20 protein-coding genes are annotated in these 21,874 nt (G+C 48.9%); 1 reads left to right on the top strand and 19 read right to left on the bottom strand.

Going from position 1 to position 21,874, the window contains the following annotated elements:
- Positions 1-54: 54 nt before the first annotated feature.
- From DW819_RS14875 to DW819_RS14840, 8 genes are read right to left on the bottom strand one after another with little or no spacing between them, the layout of a single operon-like run.
- A complete protein-coding gene (locus DW819_RS14875) occupies positions 55-597 on the bottom strand; it encodes a Holliday junction resolvase RecU (RefSeq protein WP_118733907.1) in 543 nt (180 codons plus the stop codon).
- Between the two features lies 1 nt (position 598).
- Positions 599-1,573, bottom strand: a complete 975-nt coding sequence (locus DW819_RS14870) for an RluA family pseudouridine synthase (protein ID WP_118733906.1) — start codon at positions 1,571-1,573, stop codon at positions 599-601.
- A 25-nt stretch (positions 1,574-1,598) separates the two neighbouring features.
- Positions 1,599-2,165: an O-linked GlcNAc transferase-like protein gene (locus tag DW819_RS14865; protein ID WP_118733905.1), complete on the bottom strand. Its 567-nt coding sequence runs from the start codon at positions 2,163-2,165 to the stop codon at positions 1,599-1,601.
- A 40-nt stretch (positions 2,166-2,205) separates the two neighbouring features.
- Positions 2,206-2,982, bottom strand: coding sequence for an SDR family NAD(P)-dependent oxidoreductase (locus DW819_RS14860; protein WP_243025898.1), 777 nt, complete (start codon positions 2,980-2,982; stop codon positions 2,206-2,208).
- A 32-nt stretch (positions 2,983-3,014) separates the two neighbouring features.
- Positions 3,015-5,000 carry a YgiQ family radical SAM protein gene (locus DW819_RS14855; RefSeq protein WP_118733903.1) on the bottom strand — a complete coding sequence of 662 codons (1,986 nt, stop codon included), beginning with the start codon at positions 4,998-5,000 and terminating at the stop codon, positions 3,015-3,017.
- Positions 5,001-5,015: 15 nt separating this feature from the next.
- On the bottom strand, positions 5,016-5,726 hold the full coding sequence (locus DW819_RS14850) for an HAD family phosphatase (protein ID WP_118733902.1): 711 nt from the start codon (positions 5,724-5,726) through the stop codon (positions 5,016-5,018).
- A gap of 49 nt (positions 5,727-5,775) precedes the next feature.
- The gene (locus DW819_RS14845) at positions 5,776-6,555 is read right to left on the bottom strand and encodes a pseudouridine synthase (protein ID WP_118733909.1); all 780 of its coding nucleotides are present in this window, start codon (positions 6,553-6,555) and stop codon (positions 5,776-5,778) included.
- Positions 6,555-7,964, bottom strand: coding sequence for an RsmB/NOP family class I SAM-dependent RNA methyltransferase (locus tag DW819_RS14840; RefSeq protein ID WP_118733901.1), 1,410 nt, complete (start codon positions 7,962-7,964; stop codon positions 6,555-6,557). The genes DW819_RS14845 and DW819_RS14840 overlap by 1 nt, the downstream gene beginning before the upstream one ends.
- A gap of 87 nt (positions 7,965-8,051) precedes the next feature.
- Here DW819_RS14840 and DW819_RS14835 point away from each other — a divergent pair, with 87 nt between their 5' ends.
- A complete protein-coding gene (locus DW819_RS14835) occupies positions 8,052-9,062 on the top strand; it encodes a nucleoside recognition protein (RefSeq protein WP_118733900.1) in 1,011 nt (336 codons plus the stop codon).
- Here DW819_RS14835 and DW819_RS14830 read toward each other — a convergent pair.
- The 11 genes from DW819_RS14830 to DW819_RS14780 all read right to left on the bottom strand — a co-directional run bounded on the left by DW819_RS14830 (position 9,013) and on the right by DW819_RS14780 (position 21,666).
- Entirely contained in the window at positions 9,013-9,597 is a 585-nt protein-coding gene (locus tag DW819_RS14830; RefSeq protein ID WP_118733899.1) for a vacuolar family H+-ATPase subunit H, read from the bottom strand. The genes DW819_RS14835 and DW819_RS14830 overlap by 50 nt on opposite strands.
- A gap of 31 nt (positions 9,598-9,628) precedes the next feature.
- The gene (gene coaD, locus DW819_RS14825; RefSeq protein WP_118733898.1) at positions 9,629-10,111 is read right to left on the bottom strand and encodes a pantetheine-phosphate adenylyltransferase; all 483 of its coding nucleotides are present in this window, start codon (positions 10,109-10,111) and stop codon (positions 9,629-9,631) included.
- Between the two features lies 1 nt (position 10,112).
- The gene (gene rsmD / locus DW819_RS14820; protein WP_118733908.1) at positions 10,113-10,667 is read right to left on the bottom strand and encodes a 16S rRNA (guanine(966)-N(2))-methyltransferase RsmD; all 555 of its coding nucleotides are present in this window, start codon (positions 10,665-10,667) and stop codon (positions 10,113-10,115) included.
- 203 nt (positions 10,668-10,870) lie between these two features.
- A complete protein-coding gene (locus DW819_RS14815) occupies positions 10,871-11,077 on the bottom strand; it encodes an alpha/beta-type small acid-soluble spore protein (protein WP_118733897.1) in 207 nt (68 codons plus the stop codon).
- Between the two features lie 139 nt (positions 11,078-11,216).
- Complete coding sequence (locus DW819_RS14810; protein WP_118733896.1) at positions 11,217-12,278, bottom strand: aldose epimerase family protein; 1,062 nt, start codon at positions 12,276-12,278, stop codon at positions 11,217-11,219.
- A gap of 134 nt (positions 12,279-12,412) precedes the next feature.
- A complete protein-coding gene (gene asd / locus DW819_RS14805) occupies positions 12,413-13,498 on the bottom strand; it encodes an aspartate-semialdehyde dehydrogenase (protein ID WP_118733895.1) in 1,086 nt (361 codons plus the stop codon).
- 179 nt (positions 13,499-13,677) lie between these two features.
- Positions 13,678-15,912, bottom strand: coding sequence for a DNA topoisomerase (ATP-hydrolyzing) (locus tag DW819_RS14800; RefSeq protein WP_118733894.1), 2,235 nt, complete (start codon positions 15,910-15,912; stop codon positions 13,678-13,680).
- Positions 15,913-15,923: 11 nt separating this feature from the next.
- Positions 15,924-17,843 (bottom strand): DNA gyrase subunit B, encoded by a 1,920-nt coding sequence (locus tag DW819_RS14795; RefSeq protein WP_118733893.1) that lies wholly within the window; start codon positions 17,841-17,843, stop codon positions 15,924-15,926.
- Positions 17,844-17,941: 98 nt separating this feature from the next.
- On the bottom strand, positions 17,942-19,153 hold the full coding sequence (locus DW819_RS14790; protein ID WP_118733892.1) for an SLC13 family permease: 1,212 nt from the start codon (positions 19,151-19,153) through the stop codon (positions 17,942-17,944).
- A gap of 208 nt (positions 19,154-19,361) precedes the next feature.
- Positions 19,362-20,579, bottom strand: a complete 1,218-nt coding sequence (locus DW819_RS14785) for an iron-containing alcohol dehydrogenase (protein ID WP_118733891.1) — start codon at positions 20,577-20,579, stop codon at positions 19,362-19,364.
- A gap of 217 nt (positions 20,580-20,796) precedes the next feature.
- A complete protein-coding gene (locus tag DW819_RS14780) occupies positions 20,797-21,666 on the bottom strand; it encodes a DegV family protein (protein ID WP_118733890.1) in 870 nt (289 codons plus the stop codon).
- Between the last annotated feature and the right edge of the window lie 208 nt (positions 21,667-21,874).

The following is a 21,874-nucleotide window of genomic DNA, read 5'->3' as shown; positions in this document are numbered from 1 at the left end:
GGAAGGCGGTCTCTTTCACTTCCGGACCTTTATTCAGCTTTGTAACTCAAATTTTTATTGTGCGGTATCCCTCTCCGTGAGATCTTTCTGTATCGTCTCCAGATAATGCACCAGGATATCCCGGCTGGCGCGGATCTGATAGGTTTTGTCGATTTCGTCGTAGGTGAAGCTTTTGCGTCCGCCTGCTTCCATGCGTTTCCAGAACTTTTCCAGATTCCGGAAAGGCATGTAGTACATCTCATCCAGCGCGGTGAAATGCAGGATGATAAAGGCAATGCCGCCCTGCTCCTCGAATTCCTTCATAAACCGGATCTGGTGTTCGTGGACGTTCTGAAGCGGAAATGTCTTTACTGCACATTCCTTTGCGTCAAAGCAGACCGGGATACCCTGTACGGCACCGATATAGTCCACTGTACTTTTCTGATCAAAGTAGGCCAGGGTGATATGGCGGGTGGATTTTTCTATAGTGATGGGAGTGATGGGGGTCGGGATTTTCTGGATCAGGGCCAGCTTTTTCTCCCGGTAAATCTCGTTGGTGTGGTTGATCATGTCCTCCAGCGTGGAACCGCGCAGTCCCCGGCTTTTCCAGGTACCCATATCAGCGCACTCCCTCCGGCAGACTGCCGAGAACTCTGGTAAACTCCCCCGGCAGCGGAGCTTTAAAGCTCTTTCCGCTCAAATACGCCAGCGGCTCTTCCATCTGCGGGAATACCAGCTTCCAGGAATGGAGCATCTGGGAATGAATATGGTACTGGCGTTTTGCCTCCTCATTTACCTTCGGATTGCCGTACTTCATATCTCCCACGATCGGATGACCGATGGATGCCAGATGGGCGCGGATCTGATGGGTACGCCCGGTGATCAGCGTTACTTTGAGAAGCGTATAGGAACCCGTCTCGATCAGCGGCTCATATTCCGTGCAGATGGGCGCACTGTCCGGAAGTTCTCTCTGGCTGATGGTTACCTGGTTTGTCTTTTCATCTTTCTTTAAGAATCCCTCGATTCGCTTCTTCTCCCGCACAGAACCGGAAACCACACAGAGATAATACTTATGCAGGGAGCGGTCTTTGAACATGGCGGAGAGCTTCTGCAGGCCCGCCAGGGAGCATCCCGCTGCCACCAGGCCGCTGGTGTTGCGGTCCAGGCGGTTACATACGGAGGGACGGAAGCTTCGCAGATCTTCCTTTGTCAGCTTTCCGGAATCCAGCAGATGGTCGATCAGGTATTCCACCAGAGACTCATCCTGTTCTTTTGCCTTCTGGGACAGCATGCCGGACGGCTTATTGATCAGGACTACATGCTCATCCTCATAAATAATATGAAGCTTTGTCTTTTTTACCTTCTGAACCTTTACTTCCGAGAATTTCTCTATGGTTTCATCTGCCAGAAACAGCTTGATTTCGTCGCCCTCGGCAAGCTTTTCGGAACCATCACATTTCTTACCGTTCAGCACAATGTTTTTCTTGCGCATCATCTTGTAAAGAAATCCCTTCCCGGCCAGATTCAGATATTTCGCCAGCAGCTTATCCAGGCGCTGTCCGGCTTCATTTTTATTTACCATTATGGATCTCATGGAAAAGGCCCTCCTTTGTATTTACTTACATGGACAGATTTTTCATCAGCGCTGCTGCATAAGCCACCACACCGTCATCCTCGTATTCGGAAGCTGGTTTTAAGCTGTCGAGTCTGCGGAAGAATGCATGGGGATCCCGGATCAGTTTCACATTGGGATCCAGCTTGTTTGCTTGAAACAGCGCGTTAACCGCTTTCTCTGCTTTGGAAAGATCCGTTTTTTCATTGCTGCAGAAAGCAAAGACCCCGTTCGGGTGCACAGCCACAGCGTCTAACGGAAGGATCTGTTCCTTTGTGGTGACAATGAGATCATACAGCATGGTGCATTTTCCCTCGTAGGCACGCGCTTTCTCGTAGAAGGCACGCTCAGATGTGCGGTACTTCCAGGATGCAAGAAGCGGGGATGCCAGGTTCGCCATGGGTAGCACAGTTAAAATAGCCATTACGGTCAGGATATTTTTTGCAGCCTGTTCGGATGCCAGCTGTCTCGCAATCAGCTGCGCAATAATGGCAACCGCAAACAGGCCGGTCAGAAGTGCCCGGGATTTTTTATGCTGATCCCGGTATCCGTACTGTCCTTTTCTGATTTTCATATTTGTTTATCTCCTAATTTGTTGCTGTAAAATTCCTGATCTATTCCGAAAACAGCAGGGAAAGAATCACATCATGCGGTAATATCTTTGCCAGCACGAAGAAGGCTTTCATGAAAAACCCATATACAGACACGGTTTTTCCCATCATGCTGTCGCGCAGTGCCTTTTTCACTACCTTTTTGGGATCTGCCATGACCAGACGCTTGTAAAGCGGAATCTCACCTGTAGTCTCGGCAATGTCAAAAAATTCCGTTTTGACAGGACCCGGACAGACTGCCGTTACACAGATCTGTCGTGGTTTCAGCTCCATAGCCAGGGCACGGCTATAGCTCAGCACAAAAGCCTTTGTGGCTGCATATACGGCAAACCGCGGCTGCGGCAGAAAGGCAGCCGCGGAGGCAAACTGCAGGATGCGGCTGTTTTTTGACATATAAGGAAGCACCAGACGCGTGACTGCAGTCAGCGCCCGGCAGTTTACATCGATCATGCCCGTTTCTTCATCCAGCTGCAGATCCTCCGTACAGCCGATTTTTCCGAATCCGGCTCCATTTACCAGGATCTTTACCTCCGGATCTTCCCATTCCAGCTTTTCCTCCAGTTCTGCGAAAGCCAGCTCCTCCTGAAGATCCAGTTCCAGTACTCTTAACGGAACCGGCACTTTCCCTGCCAGCTTATCCAGCCGTCGGCCTCTTCTTGCAATCACCCAGATTTCCTCAAGCCCGGCAAAACGATCGGCAAGCTGGATCACGCATTCCCGGCCCATACCGGATGATGCGCCTGTTACTATGGCAATTTTTTTCTTCCCTGTTCTCATCATGCACTCTCCTGAGATTCAAGTCTGTTTTACGTTTATTTTTTCTTATGAACATTCCGGATCGTTTTTTTCTTTGTTGGTCTTGAAGCTTCTGATTTTCCTGTTCCGACTGGCTTTCTTGCATTGCGGAATGCTGCTGCACCGTTTCCGGCCGCTTTTTTTCCTACAGGAGAAGCACCGTCTGACTTCTGTCCCTGGCGGGATCCGTTTGGTGCCCAGGACATCTCCCTCGGACGGATCAGGCATTTTTTATCGAACCCGATCAGATCCGTGCGTCCGGCCTTGATCAGGGCTTCTTTGACCAGATCATAGTTTTTCGGATTCCGGTACTGGATCAGGGCGCGCTGCATCGCCTTTTCATGGGGATTATGCGGCGTATAAACCTCTTCCATGGTACGAGGGTCCAGTCCGGTGTAATACATACAGGTAGACAGCGTGGACGGAGTCGGATAGAAATCCTGTACCTGCTCCGGCATATAACCAAGATCACGCAGGTATTCCGCCAGTTCTACGGCTTCCTTTAAGGTAGAGCCCGGATGGGAGGACATCAGATACGGAACGATGTACTGCTCTTTTCCGATCTTTTTGTTCATCTCCTTATATTCTCTGACAAACTGCATATAGACCGAATTCTGTGGCTTTCCCATACGCTTTAATACCGCATCGGCCACATGCTCCGGTGCAACCTTCAGCTGACCGCTGACATGGTACTCACAGAGCTCCCTTAAGAATGCACGGTTTTTATCAGCCAGCACATAGTCAAAACGGATACCGGAACGGATAAATACCTTCTTTACCTTCGGGATAGACCGCAGCTTGCGCAGCAGGGAAATGTAATCACTGTGATCTGCGCGGATATTTTTACATGGCTCCGGGAACAGGCACTGACGGTTCGGGCAGGCGCCCTTGGTCAACTGCTTTTCGCAGGCCGGAAAACGGAAATTGGCAGTCGGGCCGCCTACATCGTGGATATAACCCTTAAAGTCTGGCTCCTCCGTCAAAAGCTTCGCCTCTTCCACCAGAGACTCATGGCTTCTTGCCTGAATAATGCGGCCCTGATGGAAGGTCAGGGCACAGAAGCTGCAGGCTCCAAAGCAGCCACGGTTGCTGATCAGGCTGAATTTGATTTCCCGAATAGCCGGAATACCGCCATCTGCTTCGTAACACGGATGGTAATTTCTCATGTAAGGAAGCGCATAGACCTCATCCATCTCTTCCTGGGTCAGCGGCTTGGCCGGCGGATTCTGAACCACGAATTCCTTGCCGTAATACGGCTCCACCAGTCGTTTTCCAAGAACCGGATCGGTATTGCTGTACTGGACAAAGAAGCTCTTTGCGTAAACCCTTTTATCGTCTTTCAGCTCCTGGTAGTCCGGAAGCATCTTATAATCATATACAATATCCAGATTTCTTGTTTTAAACACGGTTCCGTCAATAAATGTGATATCTTTGATATCAATTCCGCTGTTTAAGGCATCGGCGATCTCAACGATGGAATGCTCTCCCATTCCATAGGAAATCAGGTCTGCCTGGGAATCCAGAAGGATGGAACGTTTCAGCTTGTTTGACCAGTAATCATAATGTGCCAGACGGCGCAGGCTGGCTTCAATGCCTCCGATGATGATGGCGGCATCCTTGTACACAGAACGGATCAGATTGCAGTAGACAACCGTTGCGTAATCCGGACGTTTGCCCATCACGCCGCCAGGTGTATAGGAATCCTGCTGTCTGCGCTTCTTGGAAACAGAATAATGGTTTACCATGGAATCCATGTTTCCGGCCGATACCAGAAATCCTAGACGCGGTTTTCCTAAGATTTGGATGCTTTCCGGATCTTTCCAGTCCGGCTGGGCAATGATGCCCACTTTGTAGCCGCGGGCTTCCAGAAGACGGCTGATGATGGCCGGGCCAAAGGACGGATGATCGACATAGGCATCACCCGACACGTAGACAAAATCACACGCATCCCAGCCGCGCCGATCCATATCTTCCCGGCAGACTGGCAAATAATCATGTATCATAATCTTCGATTCTCCTTATTCTGTATCAAACAGTTCGTTGTAATCATCAATGTAAAAATCGGCAAGTTCTATCTTTTCTTCACGCATTCCGGTGGAAAATGCGTCCTCCACGCCACAGACTCTCATACCGGCCCGCTTGCCTGCCAGGATCCCGGCGGGGACATCCTCGAATACCATGCAGCGGGACGGTTCTGCCTGGAGACGCCTTGCGACTTCCAGATAAATATCCGGCGCCGGTTTTCCGGCTGCCACCTCACACGCGGTTGCGATGATCTGAAAAAAGGGACGGATCTGCAAGGATTCCAGCACAACGTCTACCATATCACGGCCGTTGCTGGTGGCAATGCCTGCTTTTTTGCCGGTTTGCTCCAGATACTGCAAAAGGCGCAAGGCCCCAGGCTTTAAGGGAACTTCATTCCGATATTTTTCAATGCTCATCCGGATCCAGTCTGCTTTGATCGCATCGATGGAATCCGGGATCTGAAAACGGTGCTTGAAATACTCTGCCGTTTCCGAAAAGCTCATACCCTCAATGATCTTCTGAAGATCCGGCGGACAGCTGAGGCCAAAACGGCCCAGATATTCGATATCGATTTCCTTCCACATCCACATGGAGTCTACCAGTGTTCCATCTAAGTCAAACAATACGGCGTCTGAAGCCTGCAAAGCCGCTCTGGCAGCCTTTCCTGAGCTGTAGTTTTTGTTCTGTGTTATATTCTGATTCATAAACGGGTTCCTTTGTTTTCTATCATTCATTGCGGCAAAGCAGCAAATGCTATTTTCCAAGCAGATCCAGCTCCTCCTGCGTCAGCATACGGTACTCACCAGGCCTTAGCTTCGGATCCAGCTTCAGACTTCCCATGGACAGTCGCTTTAAAAATACCACTTGGCAGCCAAGTGCCTCAAACATGCGTTTTACCTGGTGAAACTTTCCTTCCTGAATAGTCAGCAGGATTTCTGCACCGGCAGGTCTGTCTGCTGCTGTGGCATCCTGGAAAGTTTCTGATGCCTTTGTGCACGTTTCATCATTCCATTGCTTTAAAATCTCCAGTTTTCCAGGCATAACCGGGGTACCATCCGTTAATGTCAGTCCGGTTGCCATCTGCTCCACTGCCGTTTCCGGCAATGCGCCTTCGATCCGGGCAAAATAAACTTTATCGACATGTTTGCCCGGCGCCAGAAGCCGGTGGGTCAGATCTCCGTCATTCGTCAGGAGTAACAGTCCTTCGGTATCAATATCCAGACGTCCGACCGGAAACAGATCGCTGCGGTTTTCGCCGCTTAAAAGATCAATAACTGTCTTATGGCGTTTATCCTCTGTAGCGGAAATGACTCCCTGGGGTTTGTAAAGCATGATATATTCCATAGCCCGGTAGCTGACCGGCTGACTGTCAAAGGTCACCTCGTCGGTTTCCGGGTCAATCTTTCGCTCTGTTTTCTTCTCCGGCACACCATTTACCTGAATACGGCCTTTTTTCGCCGCGTCCTTGATCTGGGTTCGGCTGCCTTTGTTCATCTCGACCAGATACTTGTCGAGTCTTATTAATTTTGCCATTACTGCCACCGCCATCCTGGATAATATTTATTTTTAAAATTGCTTCCGGTATATTTGGCCCAGCCAAGCGGATAATCATCCACCCCGATCAGCACCCAGCCTTTTTTGAGACCGGAGGACTCCTCCGGTGTCGGAAACACAGTTTCGCCTTTCAGATAGCGGATCGTCCGGTCATCCTCTGCAGACAAGGATACGGTCTGGGAAAACTCCTTCATCGGAAGTGCCATGGCAGCCGCCTGAGATGGTTCAAACCGGTTCTTCTTCCACTCACCAAGGAGCAGCCCGGTTCGCAGATAGCGCAGATTCCAGCTTCGGTCAAAACACTTTGGCAGGTAATAGACCATGCCATCCCGCACCATGATGCGGCTGTGATCGAGAGCCTGTGTCAGCATAGCTTCCCACTGGCCGAAATCACTCTCCTGTTCCAGACGACGCACCTGTGCAGAATCCTTTCCGGATGCAGCACCCGATCTGTTGTCAGAGCCGATACTGCCTGAAAATTTGCCTCCGTCCGGAGCCTGTGTGTCTTTTTTCCGAAGAAGCGCAAGAAAATGCCCCTCTCCCTCGATCTTATGCGGAAACAGGCGGATAACCGGCATGCCGTCAAAACCGCCGCAGGCACCTTCCCAGGGCTCGATCGGAACCAGTTCCAGATCCGGCTCTTCTTCCAGGATCCACTGAATGGTGTCTTCATCTTCCAGCTTCGCAAAGGTGCAGGTAGAATAAAGCAGCATGCCGCCTGGCTTTAACATCGCTGCAGCAGATTTTAAGATCTGGCGCTGAATCGGTGCGTAATATTCCGGCCCGCGCTCCAGCCAGCTCTTGATGAGATCCGGGTCTTTCCGGAACATGCCTTCCCCGGAACAGGGGGCATCCACCAGGATTTTATCGAAATACGGGCCAAATACGGAGGCCAGCTTTTCCGGTGTCTCACTGGTAACGCAGATATTCGGAATTCCAAACAGCTCCAGATTTTTCAGCAGCGCCTTGGCCCGGGAGTTGCTGATATCATTGGAAACCAGCAGTCCCTCTCCCTGAAGCCTTGCTCCAAGCTCTGTGCTTTTGCCTCCCGGTGCAGCGCAAAGATCCAGAACTTTATCACCCGGACAGACCGGTAAAACAGCCGCAGGTGCCATGGCACTTGGTTCCTGAAGATAATAAAGACCTGCATAATAATAAGGATGGCGGGATGCCTTTGCATCCTCTCCGATATAATAACCGTTTTTTGTCCACGCCACCCGTCGCAGAGGAAACGGTGACAGCGTGCCTTCCCATTCCTCAGTGTATGTTTTTGCCGTATTGTAGCGAAGTCCGGCAAGCGGCTTTTTATCATAGCTTTCCAGCCATGCATCGTAATCTGTTCCTAACAGCAGCTTCATCTGCTCCAGGAATGTCTCTGGTAACTGCATAAATATCCTTCCTCTGTATTCTGGCATAATTAAGTTCAGTATAGCATAATTTAGTGCAAGTGAAAACCGGTTTCTAAGGAGGCTGCTTTGTCTGCGATTTCTCCCGGTGCTCCGGCCTTTATCCTCTTATTTTTTTTGCTGCTGGCATTCCCCGGCCAGGCGATCCAGGGAGCCTCCGATGGGCTTTTGCTCTGGTTTCACACCGTATTGCCGACCCTCGCTCCTGCCATGATCTGTACCCGCCTGATCCTGCTTAGCGGTGGAGATCACCTTCTGATGAAGCCGGTCCGTCCACTCTTTCAAAAGCTCTTTTCCTTGAGTGAAACCGGTTCTTTTATCCTTCTGTCCGGAATGCTATGTGGATATCCGCTGGGAGTGGCCCTGTGTTCCCAGGCAAGGAGGGATGGACGGATAAGCACCCGGGAGGCGGCGTACCTGCTTGCTTTCTGCAGCTTTCCGAGCCCCATGTTCCTGGCCGGTTACATTCCCGGACAATTTCCAGGCAGGTTTCCACTCCCGCTTCTTTTTCTTTCAGTCTATGCTCCGGTGCTGATACTGTCCCGGCTTGCAAGGCATAATAGCCATCCAGACATTTCCCGGGAGTCCGGGCAGCCGAAAGCAGTACAGACCATACAAGCTTTCCAAATACAAGAGCATGCCAGATCTGCGCCTGAGGACAGTCTGAATGGAATTCTCTATGAGGTATGCGACGTTATGGTATTGATCGGCAGTTATCTGATGCTTTTTTCTGTTCTCGCGCGGTTCTTAAGCAGCGCCGCATGGATTCCGCAGCCCGTCACGGCACTCCTTTGCGCAGTTTTTGAAATGACGACCGGCATCCGTCAGATCTGCCTGACCTTTCCTCCTGCATTTTGCCTGCCGGCCTGTGCGGCCTGTGCTGCATTCGGGGGAATTTCCGGGATATTTCAGACCCACAGTGTCATCGCATACGATTCCCTGTTCTCGCAGGGCAGAAAAAATGCCGGATTTGACATCCGGCATTATGTAGGTTGGAAACTCCTGCATGCAGGACTTTCCGCATTGATTCTTACTGTTCTTCAGCTGTTGCTTCCTCTGGGGTCTCCTCTACGGTTGTAACACTGCCTGCCAGCTCTCCACGGTTGGAGGAGACAATGTCATAGCTGGACTGCATGGAAGAAATGAACGCATCGAAGCGGCTCTGGGCACCTTCCATAGAATGGGTGATAATGGTCTGCAGGCTGTTTAACATGTCATCTGTATAGTTGATGGATGCCTGGCGGATGCCATTAGCCTCATTCACAGCCTGATCGATGATCGCCTGGGCCTGGGTCTGTGCATCTTCTACCACACGGTTTGCTTCTGCGTAGGCTTTCTGCATGATCTCATGTTCATTGACCAGTTCATTGGTCTGGGCAGTAGCCTCAGCCACCATGGCATCTGCCTGGGCCCGTGCCTCATTCAGGATCGCATCCTGATTACTGATAATCTTCTGATATTTTTTGATCTCATCCGGAATACGGAGCCGAAGCTCTACCAGCAATTCCTCAAGCTCTTCCTTATTTACCAGGATTTTGGTATTGGAAAGCGGCTGGAACTTACAGCTGTCAATGTATTCTTCAATCTCACCAATTAACTGTTCGATTCTGCTCATGGTTTCTTCTCCTTAACGTTAACGCATTTGGTTATTTATTTGCAAGCTTTTCCCGCACTTTTTCTGCAACAGCAGGATGCAGGAACTCGCTGATGTCTCCCTGATAACCTGCAATCTCTTTTACGATACTGGAGCTTAAATACGAATATTTCAGGTTCGTCGTCAGAAAGATGGTGTCAATATCCGGGGCAATGACCCGGTTTGTCTGAGCCATCTGAAGCTCATATTCAAAATCTGTGATTGCCCGAAGACCTCGCACGATCACATCTGCCTGACACTGATGTACAAAATCAACCAGAAGTCCTCCAAAGGCACGGACCTCTACATTGGGCAGATATGAGGTGACATCTTCTAACATCTTAACACGTTCTTCAACAGAAAACAACGGAGTTTTTGAATTATTCTGCAAAACTCCGACAATCAGATGGTCCATCATGTGGGCGGACCGCTCTATGATATCTAAATGCCCCAGGGTTACCGGGTCAAAGCTGCCAGGATAAACTGCGATTGCCATATTATTCTCCTCGATAGACAAATACATGCTTATTTGTCTTGTACTCTTTTATTTTCTCTGTAATGTAGCCCATAGAAGACAGGTAGGAAAAATCTGTCTGCAGGGATGCTTCTATTATAATGGTGCTCTGCTTGTCGATCATGGAGGAAGTTTTCAGAAAATCCAGCATCTGCTTTTCCAGTTCATGGTCATATGGGGGATCCATGAAGATAAAGTCAAACCGGTACTTTCCCTCCAGACGTTTCAGGGCTGTCAGGGCGTCACAATGCATCACTACTGCATTGTTTTCCAGCTTTGTAGCTTTTAAATTCTCCCTCACGATCTGTATTGCGGATTCGTTCTGTTCTACAAACACAGCCTGACCTGCTCCGCGGCTTAACGCCTCGATGCCGATACCTCCGCTTCCCGCAAACAGATCCAGAAAGGTGCAGTCTGCCAGATCATACTGAAGCATGTTGAACAAGGTTTCCTTAATGCGGTCCTGCGTAGGACGGGTATTCATTCCCTCCAGGGTTTTCAGCTGTGTTCTTCTTGCGCTTCCTGCTATTACTCGCATAGTATCCTCCCAGACAATTATAATCATCGCAATTATAGCGTGATTTTTTCGGATATACAAGCAGTTTATCGTGGAGTTTCGTATCTTTTTTGATACATATGTAAGAAAAAAGGTAAGATTTCCGAAGAATTTTTCACCAAAAAAGAAAGCCCGCGGCAGATTCACCGCGGACCCTCTTTTTTGTTCTGTTTCTTATGCCGCAATTACTTGCCGGCCATCTGTCTTTCCTGAGCCTCGATCATTTTCTTGACCATATAGCCGCCGACAGAACCATTCTGAGCAGAGGTTAAGTTTCCGTTATAGCCATCGGATAACGGGACACCAAGCTCTCCTGCAACCTCCATTTTGAATCGGTCCAGTGCTTCCTTTGCCTCGGGTACTTCTGCTCGATTAGAAGATCTGCTTGCCATAATTGGCCTCCTTCCTTAAGCGCCTGCCGTGAAGCAGGCGTTTTCTCCTGCGTCATGGCCGGTCTGTGTTTTGTTACATCCCTAGTATGTGCTTAAGAATGGATCTTACCCTGGCATCTTCTGCGTAAACTGTCAGATATTAGGCTTCAGTTTTAAATTTATAAATAGTGGTGGTTTTATAGATATCTCCACCCTTTAAGATCGGGGAGGCAAACTGCGGTTTATTGACTGCGTCCGGGAAATACTGTGACTCAAAACAGTAAGCATCGCGTCTGTCATAAACAGCGTGGTTCTTTCCTTCCATATGGGTTAAAAAGTTTGCGGTGTAGAACTGAATACCGGGAAGGTCGGTGTAAACCTCCAGCACGCGTCCGCTGGCCTCATCCATTGCCTTCGCGGAGAGGGACAACTCACCGGTCTTATGGTTTAATACCCAGTTGTGGTCATAGCCGCCAGCCAGCTTCAGCTGTTCATAATCTGCCTCAATATCCCGGCCAATGGTCTTAAACTGTGTGAAATCCATAGGCGTGTCCTTCACCAAAGCCAGCTCACCCGTGGTCACGCAGTACTGATCGGAAAGCGTAAACTGATCTGCGTCAATCCAGACTTTCTGATCCAGTGCGGATCCGGATCCCTGACCGGCCAGGTTAAAATAAGCATGGTTGGTGAAGTTTGCGATCGTGTCCTCATCGCAGGTCATGTGATAATCGATCCGGACTGCGTCATCCTCTGTCAGAGTATAGCTGACACGGATATCCGCGTTGCCCGGATAGTTCTGATCTCCGTCCGGGCTGAACAGGGAAAAGGTGATTTTTGTTCCGGCTTCGGTCTCTGAAATTTCTGCGTCCCAGATCCGGTCTCTTAAGAAATCAGGGCCACTGTGAAGATTATTGATCCCGTTATCGTTGATCACAAGCGCATAGGTAATGCCGTCGATCGTGCAGGTGGCGTTGCTGATGCGGTTCGCATTTCTTCCGACGATCTCGCCAAAATGAGCGTCCTGGTGCAGATACTCTTCTGGTTCGTCATATCCAAGGACCACATCTGCCAGTGTGCCGTGTTTGTCCGGAACCCACATTTCCAGCCAGATGCCGCCAAGATCGGTAAATGAAGCCTTTAACCCGTGTCTGTTGGTAAGGGTGTATTTTGTGATTACCGCACCATTCTCCAGGGTGCCGAATGTTTCTTTGCTGAAAGCCATAACAAATCCCTCCGCCTGATTCTATATTTTGGCCCCGTGGTAAAGACACGAAAACCATTACGGCTATTGTAACACAAAAACGGGATGGTTTCCAGTCCAAACCGGCTCCATCCCGTTTCCAGAATTTTCAATATTTATTTTGCCTGGATATAACCCTGTGCAGTCAGAAGCTCTGCGCAAAGAACTGCGCCGCCTGCTGCGCCGCGGACGGTATTGTGGGAAAGTCCTACGAACTTGTAATCGTAGATGCTGTCCTCACGGATACGTCCTACGGAAATGCCCATGCCGTTCTCATAATCCACATCTAAGGAAACCTGCGGACGGTTGTCTTCCTCTAAGTACTGAATGAACTGTTTCGGTGCGCTCGGGAGCTTTAACTCCTGCGGAAGACCGGAGAATTTTACCAGACGGTCGATCAGCTCTTCCTTGGTCGGTTTTTTGCGGAATTTTACGAATACTGCTGCGGTGTGTCCGTTTAATACCGGGACACGGATGCACTGGCAGGTAATCTTCGGTTCAGATGCCTTTACGATCACACCGTCCTTGATCTCGCCCCAGATACGAAGCGGCTCCTGCTCGCTCTTTTCTTCCTCACCGCCAATGTACGGGATGATGTTGCCTTCCATTTCCGGCCAGTCTTTGAAGGTCTTTCCTGCACCGGAGATTGCCTGGTAGGTGGTTGCTACTACCTCATATGGCTCAAACTCTTTCCATGCGGTAAGTACCGGAGCGTAGCTCTGGATGGAGCAATTCGGCTTTACAGCAACGAAGCCTTTCTTGGTACCCAGACGTTTTTTCTGGAACTCGATTACTTTAAAGTGCTCCGGATTGATCTCCGGAACTACCATCGGAACATCCGGGGTCCAACGGTGTGCGCTGTTGTTGGAAACAACCGGAGTTTCGGTCTTTGCGTAGGCTTCCTCGATGGCCTTAATCTCTTCTTTCGTCATATCTACTGCACTGAATACGAAATCTACACTGGAAGCAACCTTTTCCACTTCATTTACGTTCATGACTACCAGTTTCTTGACTGCTTCCGGCATCGGAGTGGTCATTTTCCAGCGTCCGCCTACAGCCTCTTCATAGGTTTTTCCTGCTGAACGCGGGCTTGCAGCCACGGTAACTACCTCGTACCACGGATGATTCTCCAGAAGGGAGATGAATCTCTGTCCTACCATACCGGTCGCGCCAAGCACGCCTACACGCAATTTCTTTTCCATAATCGTAAGCTCCTTATTCTCCTCATGGCATTATTCTTTTGTCTGCCATTTTTTTGCTCTCGCTTATCCTATCTCATATTTTTCAAAAAATCAAGAGGTATTCGTCAGAAAAATACATTTGTACGCTACACAAGGACGTTTTCCATAATATAAACACAACTGCACGCGACAGGCGGATTTTACAGGCGGACCTTGCTGCCCTTGCCGTCACGCTTTGCCAGCTTCAGCCGGTTTAAATGTACTTCCTTTTCTTTATAGACGATCTGCGGCTGCTGTGTCACAAAATAAATCTCCTCCAGTTCATCTCCGGTGCCAAGCTTCATGCCGCGCACACCGCGGGAATTCTTTTTCAGTTCCGGAATTTCATCCATGGAGAAGCGCAGGAACATGCCCGAAGCGCTCTGCAGGACCAGATCCGTCTCGGTTCCTGCAATACGCACAGTAAGCAGGCTGTCGCCATCCTGCAGCTTCGTTGCTGCCACTGTGCGGTTATTGGTGACAAATTCTTCTGCCGGAACCTGTTTTACCATGGCCATTTTCGTGGCAAACAGCAGGATCTGTCCGGTTAAGCGGCCAAAATTAGTGAGGAAAACAATCTCTTCTTTGCTGCCATCATATTTGCTCAGATTGTCGATCGGTGTACCCTTATCACGCAGCTTGCCGGATGGAATATCCATCATCTTCACCTGATGCAGATTTCCGGTATCCGTAAATATGCAGAGCTTGTCGGTATTTAAGCATGGGATCACATACTTATATTCGGTATCCACCGTCTCCCGGTTCCGTTCATAGGCAGTGCGGTCCAAAAGCTTGCAGTAACCGAAGCGGTCCATGACAAATACGACCTCTGCCACAGCCACCGCAGACTCTTCATATACCGCTTCCCTGCCGTTTTCGATCAGCGTTTTTCTCGGCACGGCAAACTCTTCCTTGATGTGGTCTAAGTCTTCTTTGATGACCTTATTCATACCATCGCGGCTTTTTAAAATCTTTTCATACTCGGCAATACGCTTTAAGCACTCCTTATACTCCTTCTGCAGCGCCAGGATCTCCAGGCCGATCAGCTTATACAGGCGCATCTCCAGAATGGCGCTGGCCTGCTTCTCCGTAAAGTTTAACTGCTTTGCATCCTCCTCAAAGCCCGGATGCTTAAACTGGATCTTGGAAATGTCGCCGTTCATCAGGCAGGCCTTGGCATCCTTTAAATTCCTGGAGCCGCGGAGAATGGCAATGATCAGGTCGATGACATCGCAGGCGCGGATGAGACCTTCGCGTATCTCCTTTTTCTCCAATTCCTTTTCCAGGAGTGCCTGATATTTGTGTGTGGTATTCTCATACTGGAACTCCAGATAGTTTTTCAGAATACCGCGCAGATTCAGCGTTTCCGGGCGTCCATGGGCAATTGCCAGCATGTTCACGCCGAAGGTATCCTCCAGCTTTGTCTTTTTATACAGAATGTTGCGGATTTTTTCGATGTCCGCATCCTTTTTCAGTTCCAGAACGATGCGGATTCCTTCCTTGCTGGACTGGTTGGAAATATCCACCACATCGGATAATGTCTTGTTCTCTACCAGTTCCGCAATGTCTACCAGAAATTTATTGATACCGGCACCAATCATGGTATACGGGATCTCACTGATGACCAGCTTGTCCCGGTCTGCTTTTCTGCGGCCCAGTTCTACCTCGATCTTGCCGCGCAGCTTAATCTTGCCGACACCGGTCTCATAGATGGCTGGCAGATCCTTTTTATTGGCAATAATGCCTCCGGTCGGAAAATCCGGTCCCGGCATCAGCTCCATCATCTCCTCCAGGGACATATCCGGTCTGTCGATATAGGCCTTCACCAGATCCACGACCTCGCCGAGATTGTGGGTTGGAATGCTGGTACTCATGCCGACCGCAATACCCTCGGCGCCATTGATCAGAAGATTCGGAACGCGGACCGGAAGCACCTCCGGCTCTTTTTCGGATTCATCGTAGTTGGAAACGTAATTGACGGTTTTGTCCAGATCTTTTAGATAAACCTCTTCGGCAAATTTCTTCAGGCGTGCCTCTGTGTAACGCATGGCCGCCGCACCATCCCCCTCAATGGAACCGAAGTTTCCGTGGCCGTCCACCAGTGCCATACCCTTTTTAAACTCCTGGGACATGACAACCAGAGTTTCGTAAATGGAGCTGTCACCATGCGGGTGATATTTACCCATGGTATCTCCCACGATACGGGCGGATTTTCTGTGAGGCTTGTCGTGTCCAAGGCGCAGCTCGCTCATATCGTAAAGCACGCGGCGCTGTACCGGCTTTAAACCGTCTCTTGCGTCCGGGATGGCTCTGGCAGTGATGACACTCATGGAGTAATTTAAGTAACTGCGCTGCATCTCCTCGGAATATTCTGTTGTTAATATCTTCTCAGCCATGTTTCCTCTCCTTATGCGTCAATCTCTGCTTCGTTTGCATGATCGTAGATGAACTGCTTGCGCGGCGGAACCTCGCTGCCCATCAGCATCTCTGTCACCTCGGAAGCCATGCGGGCATCCTCGATCTCTACGCGTTTTAATACGCGTCGTTCCGGATCCAGGGTGGTCTCCCACAGCTGTTCCGGATCCATCTCTCCAAGACCCTTGTAGCGCTGCAGACGGAAATCTCCGGTATGGGACCTGCGGTAACGCTCCAGCTCCTTGTCATCGTACAGGTACATTTCCTGTCCTCTGGACGGGATCACTTTGTAAAGCGGCGGCATGGCAATGTAGACATGGCCGTTATAGATCAGTTCCGGCATGAAACGGTACAGGAAGGTTAACAGCAGCGTGTCAATGTGGCTGCCGTCTACATCTGCATCTGTCATGAGGATGATCTTGTTGTATTTTAGTTTGGTTATATCGAAATCATTGCCGTAGCCCTCGGAAAAGCCGCAGCCAAAGGTATTGATCATGGTCTTGATCTCAGCGTTGGCAAGCACTTTATCCATGGAGGCCTTTTCCACGTTTAAAATCTTTCCGCGGATTGGCAGGATAGCCTGATACTTCCGGTTTCTTGCCGTTTTGGCAGAACCGCCCGCAGAATCTCCCTCGACAATGAAAATCTCGCAAAGCTCCGCATCCCGGCTCTCGCAGTTTGCCAGTTTTCCATTGCTGTCAAAGGAAAATTTAGATTTTGTGAGCATGTTGGTCTTAGCCTTTTCCTCGGCCTTGCGGATCTTGGCAGATTTTTCTGCGCAGCCGATGATGGCCTTTAAGGTCTCAAGATTCCGGTCAAAATAATGCTGCAGCAAATCTCCGGATATGGTAAATACTGCTTTTGTGGCATCTGCGCTGGCAAGCTTTGTCTTGGTCTGGCCTTCAAAAATCGGATCCGGGTGCTTGACAGCCACAATAGCCGTCATGCCGTTTCTGGTATCCGCTCCGGTAAAATTCGGGTCCTTCTCCTTTAAAATACCAAGCTCTCTTGCATAGGAATTGATAAGCTGGGTAAAACGGGTCTTAAAGCCAACCAGATGGGTGCCGCCTTCCTGAGTAAAGATGTTGTTGCAGAAGCCCAGGATATTTTCCTCAAAGGCATCCACAAACTGGAAAGCAACCTCTACCTCGATCTTATCTATTTCCTTTTTGAAATAAACCGGCTCATGAATGACGGTCTTTCCGCGATTTAATTCTTTGACATAGGCTATAATGCCCTCCGGCTCGTGGTAGGTAATCTCCTCTTTTTCATTAGCCCGTGCATTTTTATAATAAATCGTCAGACCAGGATTTAAGTAAGCAGTCTCATGCAGACGGCTTTTTAACCATTCTGCCTTAAACCGTGTTTTCTCAAAAATTTCGTCATCCGGCAGGAAATTGATCTCCGTGCCGGTCTGTCTGGTCTTGCCGAGAACCGGAAGCAGGCCGTTCTCCAGTTCCACTGTCGGGATGCCGCGCTCGTAGGCATCGTGATGAATGAAACCGTTTTTGTAAATCTTTACGTCCATATGGGCAGACAATGCGTTGACGACGGAAGAACCAACGCCATGCAGACCGCCACTGGTCTTGTAAGCCTCATTGTCAAACTTACCGCCTGCGTGAAGGGTGGAAAGAACCACACGCTCCGCAGATACGCCCTTTTTATGCATTTCAACTGGAATGCCGCGGCCGCTGTCCTTAACCGTACAAGAACCGTCTGCCTCCAGGGTTACCCAGATGGTACTGCAGAACCCGGCCAGGTGCTCATCTACCGCATTGTCTACAATCTCATAAATCAGATGGTTTAATCCCTTTGTGCCTACGCCTCCAATGTACATGCCAGGACGCTTTCGCACCGCCTCCAGTCCCTCCAGGACTGTGATACTGTCTGCGTTGTACTGTGTATTCGCCATGATCCCCTCCGTTAATAAAACAAATGTTCGATTACCTATTATATATGAAAAAATGTATAAAAATCAAGTAAAAAATCTTGACCCGGTTCCGTGGCCTCTTACCGGTCAAGCATAACAGCTACCAGTAAAAGTATGATTGCCATACCCACATTCCAGATCGTAAACCGTAGTATATAGCTTTGCTTACTCCCGGCCTCCGGGAAACGCGCCTGACTCTCTGCAAAAAATTTGTACGAGATCAGACTGGCCAGAGAAGCGATCAGCGTGCCAAGTCCACCGATGTTGACGCCTCTGAGAAGCGCCGCATACTGATCTGTAAATCCGGAAAGCAGAATGGCAGCCGGAACATTGCTGATTATCTGGCTGCAGCCAAAGGAAAGCAGAAGTTCCCGGCCATGCAATGTCTGATTCAGGAATTCCCGTATCAAGTCAATCCGCTTCATATTGCCGATAAATACAAAAAAAGCAATGAAAGTCAGAAGAAGGCTGTAGTCTACCTTTTTTGGAAGAAAGCTGCTGTGAAAAACTCCGGCCAGCAGCAGGCATCCGGTCAGAACAACCACGACAAGCACCGGCCAGCTGATCACACGAAATACCGAAAGAAGGCTGAACAGGAACAATGTCGCCAGAAGCAGATTTTGCAGATTCCGGAGGCGTTTAGGAACTGCATTCCCGGAGGCCGCTTCCGCTGTTTTGCTGCTTTTTCCGGCAGATTCTCCGGAAGGCTCCATATGTTTCAAGAGTTCCGGGTCCAGCGCAAAATTCTTATGAAATATACAGGCACCGAGGATCAGCAGAAAGGACAGTGCCGATAACGGTCCCATAATAGAAAAAAATTCACCTATTCCCATACCGGAAACCGAGTACAGATATAAGTTCTGCGGATTTCCCACCGGTGTCATCATGCTGCCCAGATTGGCTGCAATGGTCTGCATCACAATGACGGGAATCATCTCTTTCTGAAGACCGGAAAGCTCAAGCACCAGAATTGTAAAAGGCACAAATGTTAACAGTGCTACATCATTGGTGATCCACATGGAGCAAAAGAAGCACAGCATAACCAGAACCAGATACAGCTGGCGGAACGTATGAACCCGCCCAAGCAAAGCTCTGGCCACATCAGCAAAAAAACCCGTCTGCTTAAAGCCCTCCATAATCGTCATCAGTGAAAACAACAGCGCCAGGGTTCGGTAATCCATATATCCGGAATATTTGCTGTCCGGATGGATCAAAAGCATGGAAAATGCCGCAAGAAGCACGGCAATGCAAAGTACGGTCTCTTTTTTCAAATATGCAATCAGTATTTTCAAATTTCATTTCCTCATTTTCTCATTGTACTATCTTCTGGAGCTTATTCATACCGCAAACAGCGGTTCAAAATCACAAACATTTATTATACGAAAATTTGAAGAAATAAGCAAGAGGCGCTTCAAATCAGAAAAAGCCCAGAAAAAAGCCCCTCCGGGATAATTCCCGTCAGGGCTTTTGATATCGTATGTCTTATTAAGTATGAATGGATCAGAAATCAACTTCGGTGTCGTAGTAGCAGCACTTGAGCAGTTTCTCCATCTCTTCCTGGCTAGGCTGACGCGGGTTAGAACCGGTACATGCATCTGCGATGGCGTTCTTGGCAATTTCCGGAAGTCTCTCTAAGAATACCTCCTCCGGTACGAAGCCCTGCTCAGTCGGATAGCTGTCTGCGCCATAGTTCTTGATGCAGTGCGGAATCTTTAAGTCATCATTCATCTTTCTTAAGTAAGCAATCAGCAGAGCAACCTTCTCGTCCAGGGTTTCACCGCCCAGCTTCATGAAATCTGCGATCTCACCGTAACGCTCTTTTGCAGTCTCATCCTTTGCGTTGAAAGCAATAACCTTCGGCAGGTACATTGCGTTCGCTGCACCGTGAATGATATGTGCGCCATAGTCTGCAAATGCGGCACCGGTCTTATGAGCCATGGAATGAACAATACCTAACAGTGCATTGGAGAATGCCATACCGGCCAGGCACTGTGCATTATGCATGGAATCACGTTTTGCCATGTCACCGTTGTAAGAATCTACCAGATCCTTCTGGATCATCTTAATTGCATGCAGGGCCAGCGGATCGGTAAAGTCACAGTTCGCGGTGGAAACATAAGCCTCAATTGCGTGGGTCATAGCATCCATACCAGTGTGGGCTACCAGTTTCTGCGGCATGGTCTCTGCCAGATCCGGATCGACGATGGCTACATCCGGGGTGATTTCGAAATCAGCGATCGGATATTTAATTCCCTTCTGATAGTCTGTAATGATAGAGAATGCAGTAACCTCTGTAGCAGTTCCGGAAGTAGAAGAAATTGCACAGAAATGAGCTTTTCTTCTCAGTTTCGGGATACCAAATACCTTACACATATCTTCAAAGGTAATGTCCGGATACTCATATTTGATCCACATTGCTTTTGCTGCGTCGATCGGAGAACCACCACCCATAGCAACGATCCAGTCAGGCTGGAATGCTTCCATAGCTGCAGCGCCCTTCATTACGGTTTCTACGGAAGGATCCGGCTCAATGCCTTCGTAAAGCTGAACTTCCATTCCTGCTTCTTCGAGGTACTGTTTTGCCTTGTCAAGGAATCCGAAGCGTTTCATGGAACCGCCGCCAACACAGATGATTGCTTTCTTACCTTCAAATGTTTTTAATGCCTCTAATGCACCTTTTCCGTGATATAAATCTCTTGGTAATGTGAATCTAGCCATAATAGCTCCTCCATTCTGTCGCCGTCTGGCGGCACCGTTTTTATTATGATGCGTTTGCTTACTCGTTAATTAATTAACATTAACTCTGCTATTACTATAACACTTTTTGTGTATTTTGCAAGTGTTTTTTGATATTATTTTTCATAATATTTTCAGTTTGCACAGATGGCTTGTTATCACATTATCAAAAGAAGATGTAAAAAACATTGGTCAGTCATCACGGTTTACAGATATAGCCGATTCCCAGTCCTCCCGGTCCGATATGACAGGTTACACCAAAAGAGAGCTCATCACAGAGAATGGTCTGACCCGGAAATGCTGTCTCGATTTCCTTTACCCAGACCTCAGTCTCTTCTTTTCCGGCGCTGGAAGCCGCTACAATATGCATATCCCCTGCATCATATTCCCGCTGATAGGATTTGGCGATAACCGCCTTTACCTCCTCGATCATGGTCTGCTTCGCACGTTTCAAACCGCGGCAGTTTTTATACAGTTCCAGCATGCCAATATCAAAATGAAGTACCGGTTTTACATTCAGAAGCCCTCCGACAAGCGCCACACCGGCAGAGATACGGCCGCCGTGCTTTAAATATTTTAAGTTATCTACCGAAATGTAAATGCCTGCCTTGGTCTTTGCCTGCTCCATGCGTTCCTTCACTTCTGCTGCGCTGCAGCCAGACTCCAGCAGATCCAGGGCATCCAGGATACTACGGTGAAGCGGCGCCGAGACACTTCCATTATCTACTACATAGACCCTTCCCTCATATTTTTCTTCCCGGGCCAGCATCATGGCTGTCTGGCATGAGCCGCTCAGGCCGCTGCTGATCGGAATATAAAGTATGTTCTTATACTGGGAAAGCGCCTTGTCCCACAGTTCCATGACCGCCTCCGGTGACGGTTGAGAGGTGCTGATATCTTCCAGTCTGCAAAGACGATCCAGAAACTCTTCTCTGGTAATATTGATTCCCTCATAATAACAGGTCCCATTCATATAAAATGGCATAGGAAGCACAAAAATCCCAAGTTTCTCTGCCTCACTTTGTGAAATGCTGCTGTGACTGTCTGTTACAATTCCAGTTGTTCTCATCCATACTTCTCCTTTACACATTCAGGAGCACTACGCCCCTTACTACATATAAAAAATTATAGTTCATCTTTCATGTAAAAACAAGCATAGGGAATGCTGCTATATTGCAATATAGAGAATAACCAATAAGGTCCGAAGGTTCGGTCAGGCCATACAGAATAAGCAGATGCTGTGAAATTTTGTACTTCATTCGCTCCGCCGCCTATTG

The sequence above is a fragment of the Clostridium sp. AM33-3 genome, assembly GCF_003480315.1.
In the GTDB taxonomy this organism is placed as follows: domain Bacteria; phylum Bacillota; class Clostridia; order Lachnospirales; family Lachnospiraceae; genus Brotaphodocola.
This window is presented reverse-complemented; position numbering and strand designations above follow the sequence as displayed.

What these genes read in the sequence shown, in the direction of transcription:
- DW819_RS14875 (WP_118733907.1), bottom strand. Translation starts at nt 597, where the DNA reads ATGGGTACCTGGAAAAGCCGGGGACTGCGCGGTTCCACGCTGGAGGAC.
- DW819_RS14870 (WP_118733906.1), bottom strand. Translation starts at nt 1,573, where the DNA reads ATGAGATCCATAATGGTAAATAAAAATGAAGCCGGACAGCGCCTGGAT.
- DW819_RS14865 (WP_118733905.1), bottom strand. Translation starts at nt 2,165, where the DNA reads ATGAAAATCAGAAAAGGACAGTACGGATACCGGGATCAGCATAAAAAA.
- DW819_RS14860 (WP_243025898.1), bottom strand. Translation starts at nt 2,982, where the DNA reads ATGATGAGAACAGGGAAGAAAAAAATTGCCATAGTAACAGGCGCATCA.
- DW819_RS14855 (WP_118733903.1), bottom strand. Translation starts at nt 5,000, where the DNA reads ATGATACATGATTATTTGCCAGTCTGCCGGGAAGATATGGATCGGCGC.
- DW819_RS14850 (WP_118733902.1), bottom strand. Translation starts at nt 5,726, where the DNA reads ATGAATCAGAATATAACACAGAACAAAAACTACAGCTCAGGAAAGGCT.
- DW819_RS14845 (WP_118733909.1), bottom strand. Translation starts at nt 6,555, where the DNA reads ATGGCAAAATTAATAAGACTCGACAAGTATCTGGTCGAGATGAACAAA.
- DW819_RS14840 (WP_118733901.1), bottom strand. Translation starts at nt 7,964, where the DNA reads ATGCAGTTACCAGAGACATTCCTGGAGCAGATGAAGCTGCTGTTAGGA.
- DW819_RS14830 (WP_118733899.1), bottom strand. Translation starts at nt 9,597, where the DNA reads ATGAGCAGAATCGAACAGTTAATTGGTGAGATTGAAGAATACATTGAC.
- coaD (WP_118733898.1), bottom strand. Translation starts at nt 10,111, where the DNA reads ATGGCAATCGCAGTTTATCCTGGCAGCTTTGACCCGGTAACCCTGGGG.
- rsmD (WP_118733908.1), bottom strand. Translation starts at nt 10,667, where the DNA reads ATGCGAGTAATAGCAGGAAGCGCAAGAAGAACACAGCTGAAAACCCTG.
- DW819_RS14815 (WP_118733897.1), bottom strand. Translation starts at nt 11,077, where the DNA reads ATGGCAAGCAGATCTTCTAATCGAGCAGAAGTACCCGAGGCAAAGGAA.
- DW819_RS14810 (WP_118733896.1), bottom strand. Translation starts at nt 12,278, where the DNA reads ATGGCTTTCAGCAAAGAAACATTCGGCACCCTGGAGAATGGTGCGGTA.
- asd (WP_118733895.1), bottom strand. Translation starts at nt 13,498, where the DNA reads ATGGAAAAGAAATTGCGTGTAGGCGTGCTTGGCGCGACCGGTATGGTA.
- DW819_RS14800 (WP_118733894.1), bottom strand. Translation starts at nt 15,912, where the DNA reads ATGGCTGAGAAGATATTAACAACAGAATATTCCGAGGAGATGCAGCGC.
- DW819_RS14795 (WP_118733893.1), bottom strand. Translation starts at nt 17,843, where the DNA reads ATGGCGAATACACAGTACAACGCAGACAGTATCACAGTCCTGGAGGGA.
- DW819_RS14785 (WP_118733891.1), bottom strand. Translation starts at nt 20,579, where the DNA reads ATGGCTAGATTCACATTACCAAGAGATTTATATCACGGAAAAGGTGCA.
- DW819_RS14780 (WP_118733890.1), bottom strand. Translation starts at nt 21,666, where the DNA reads ATGAGAACAACTGGAATTGTAACAGACAGTCACAGCAGCATTTCACAA.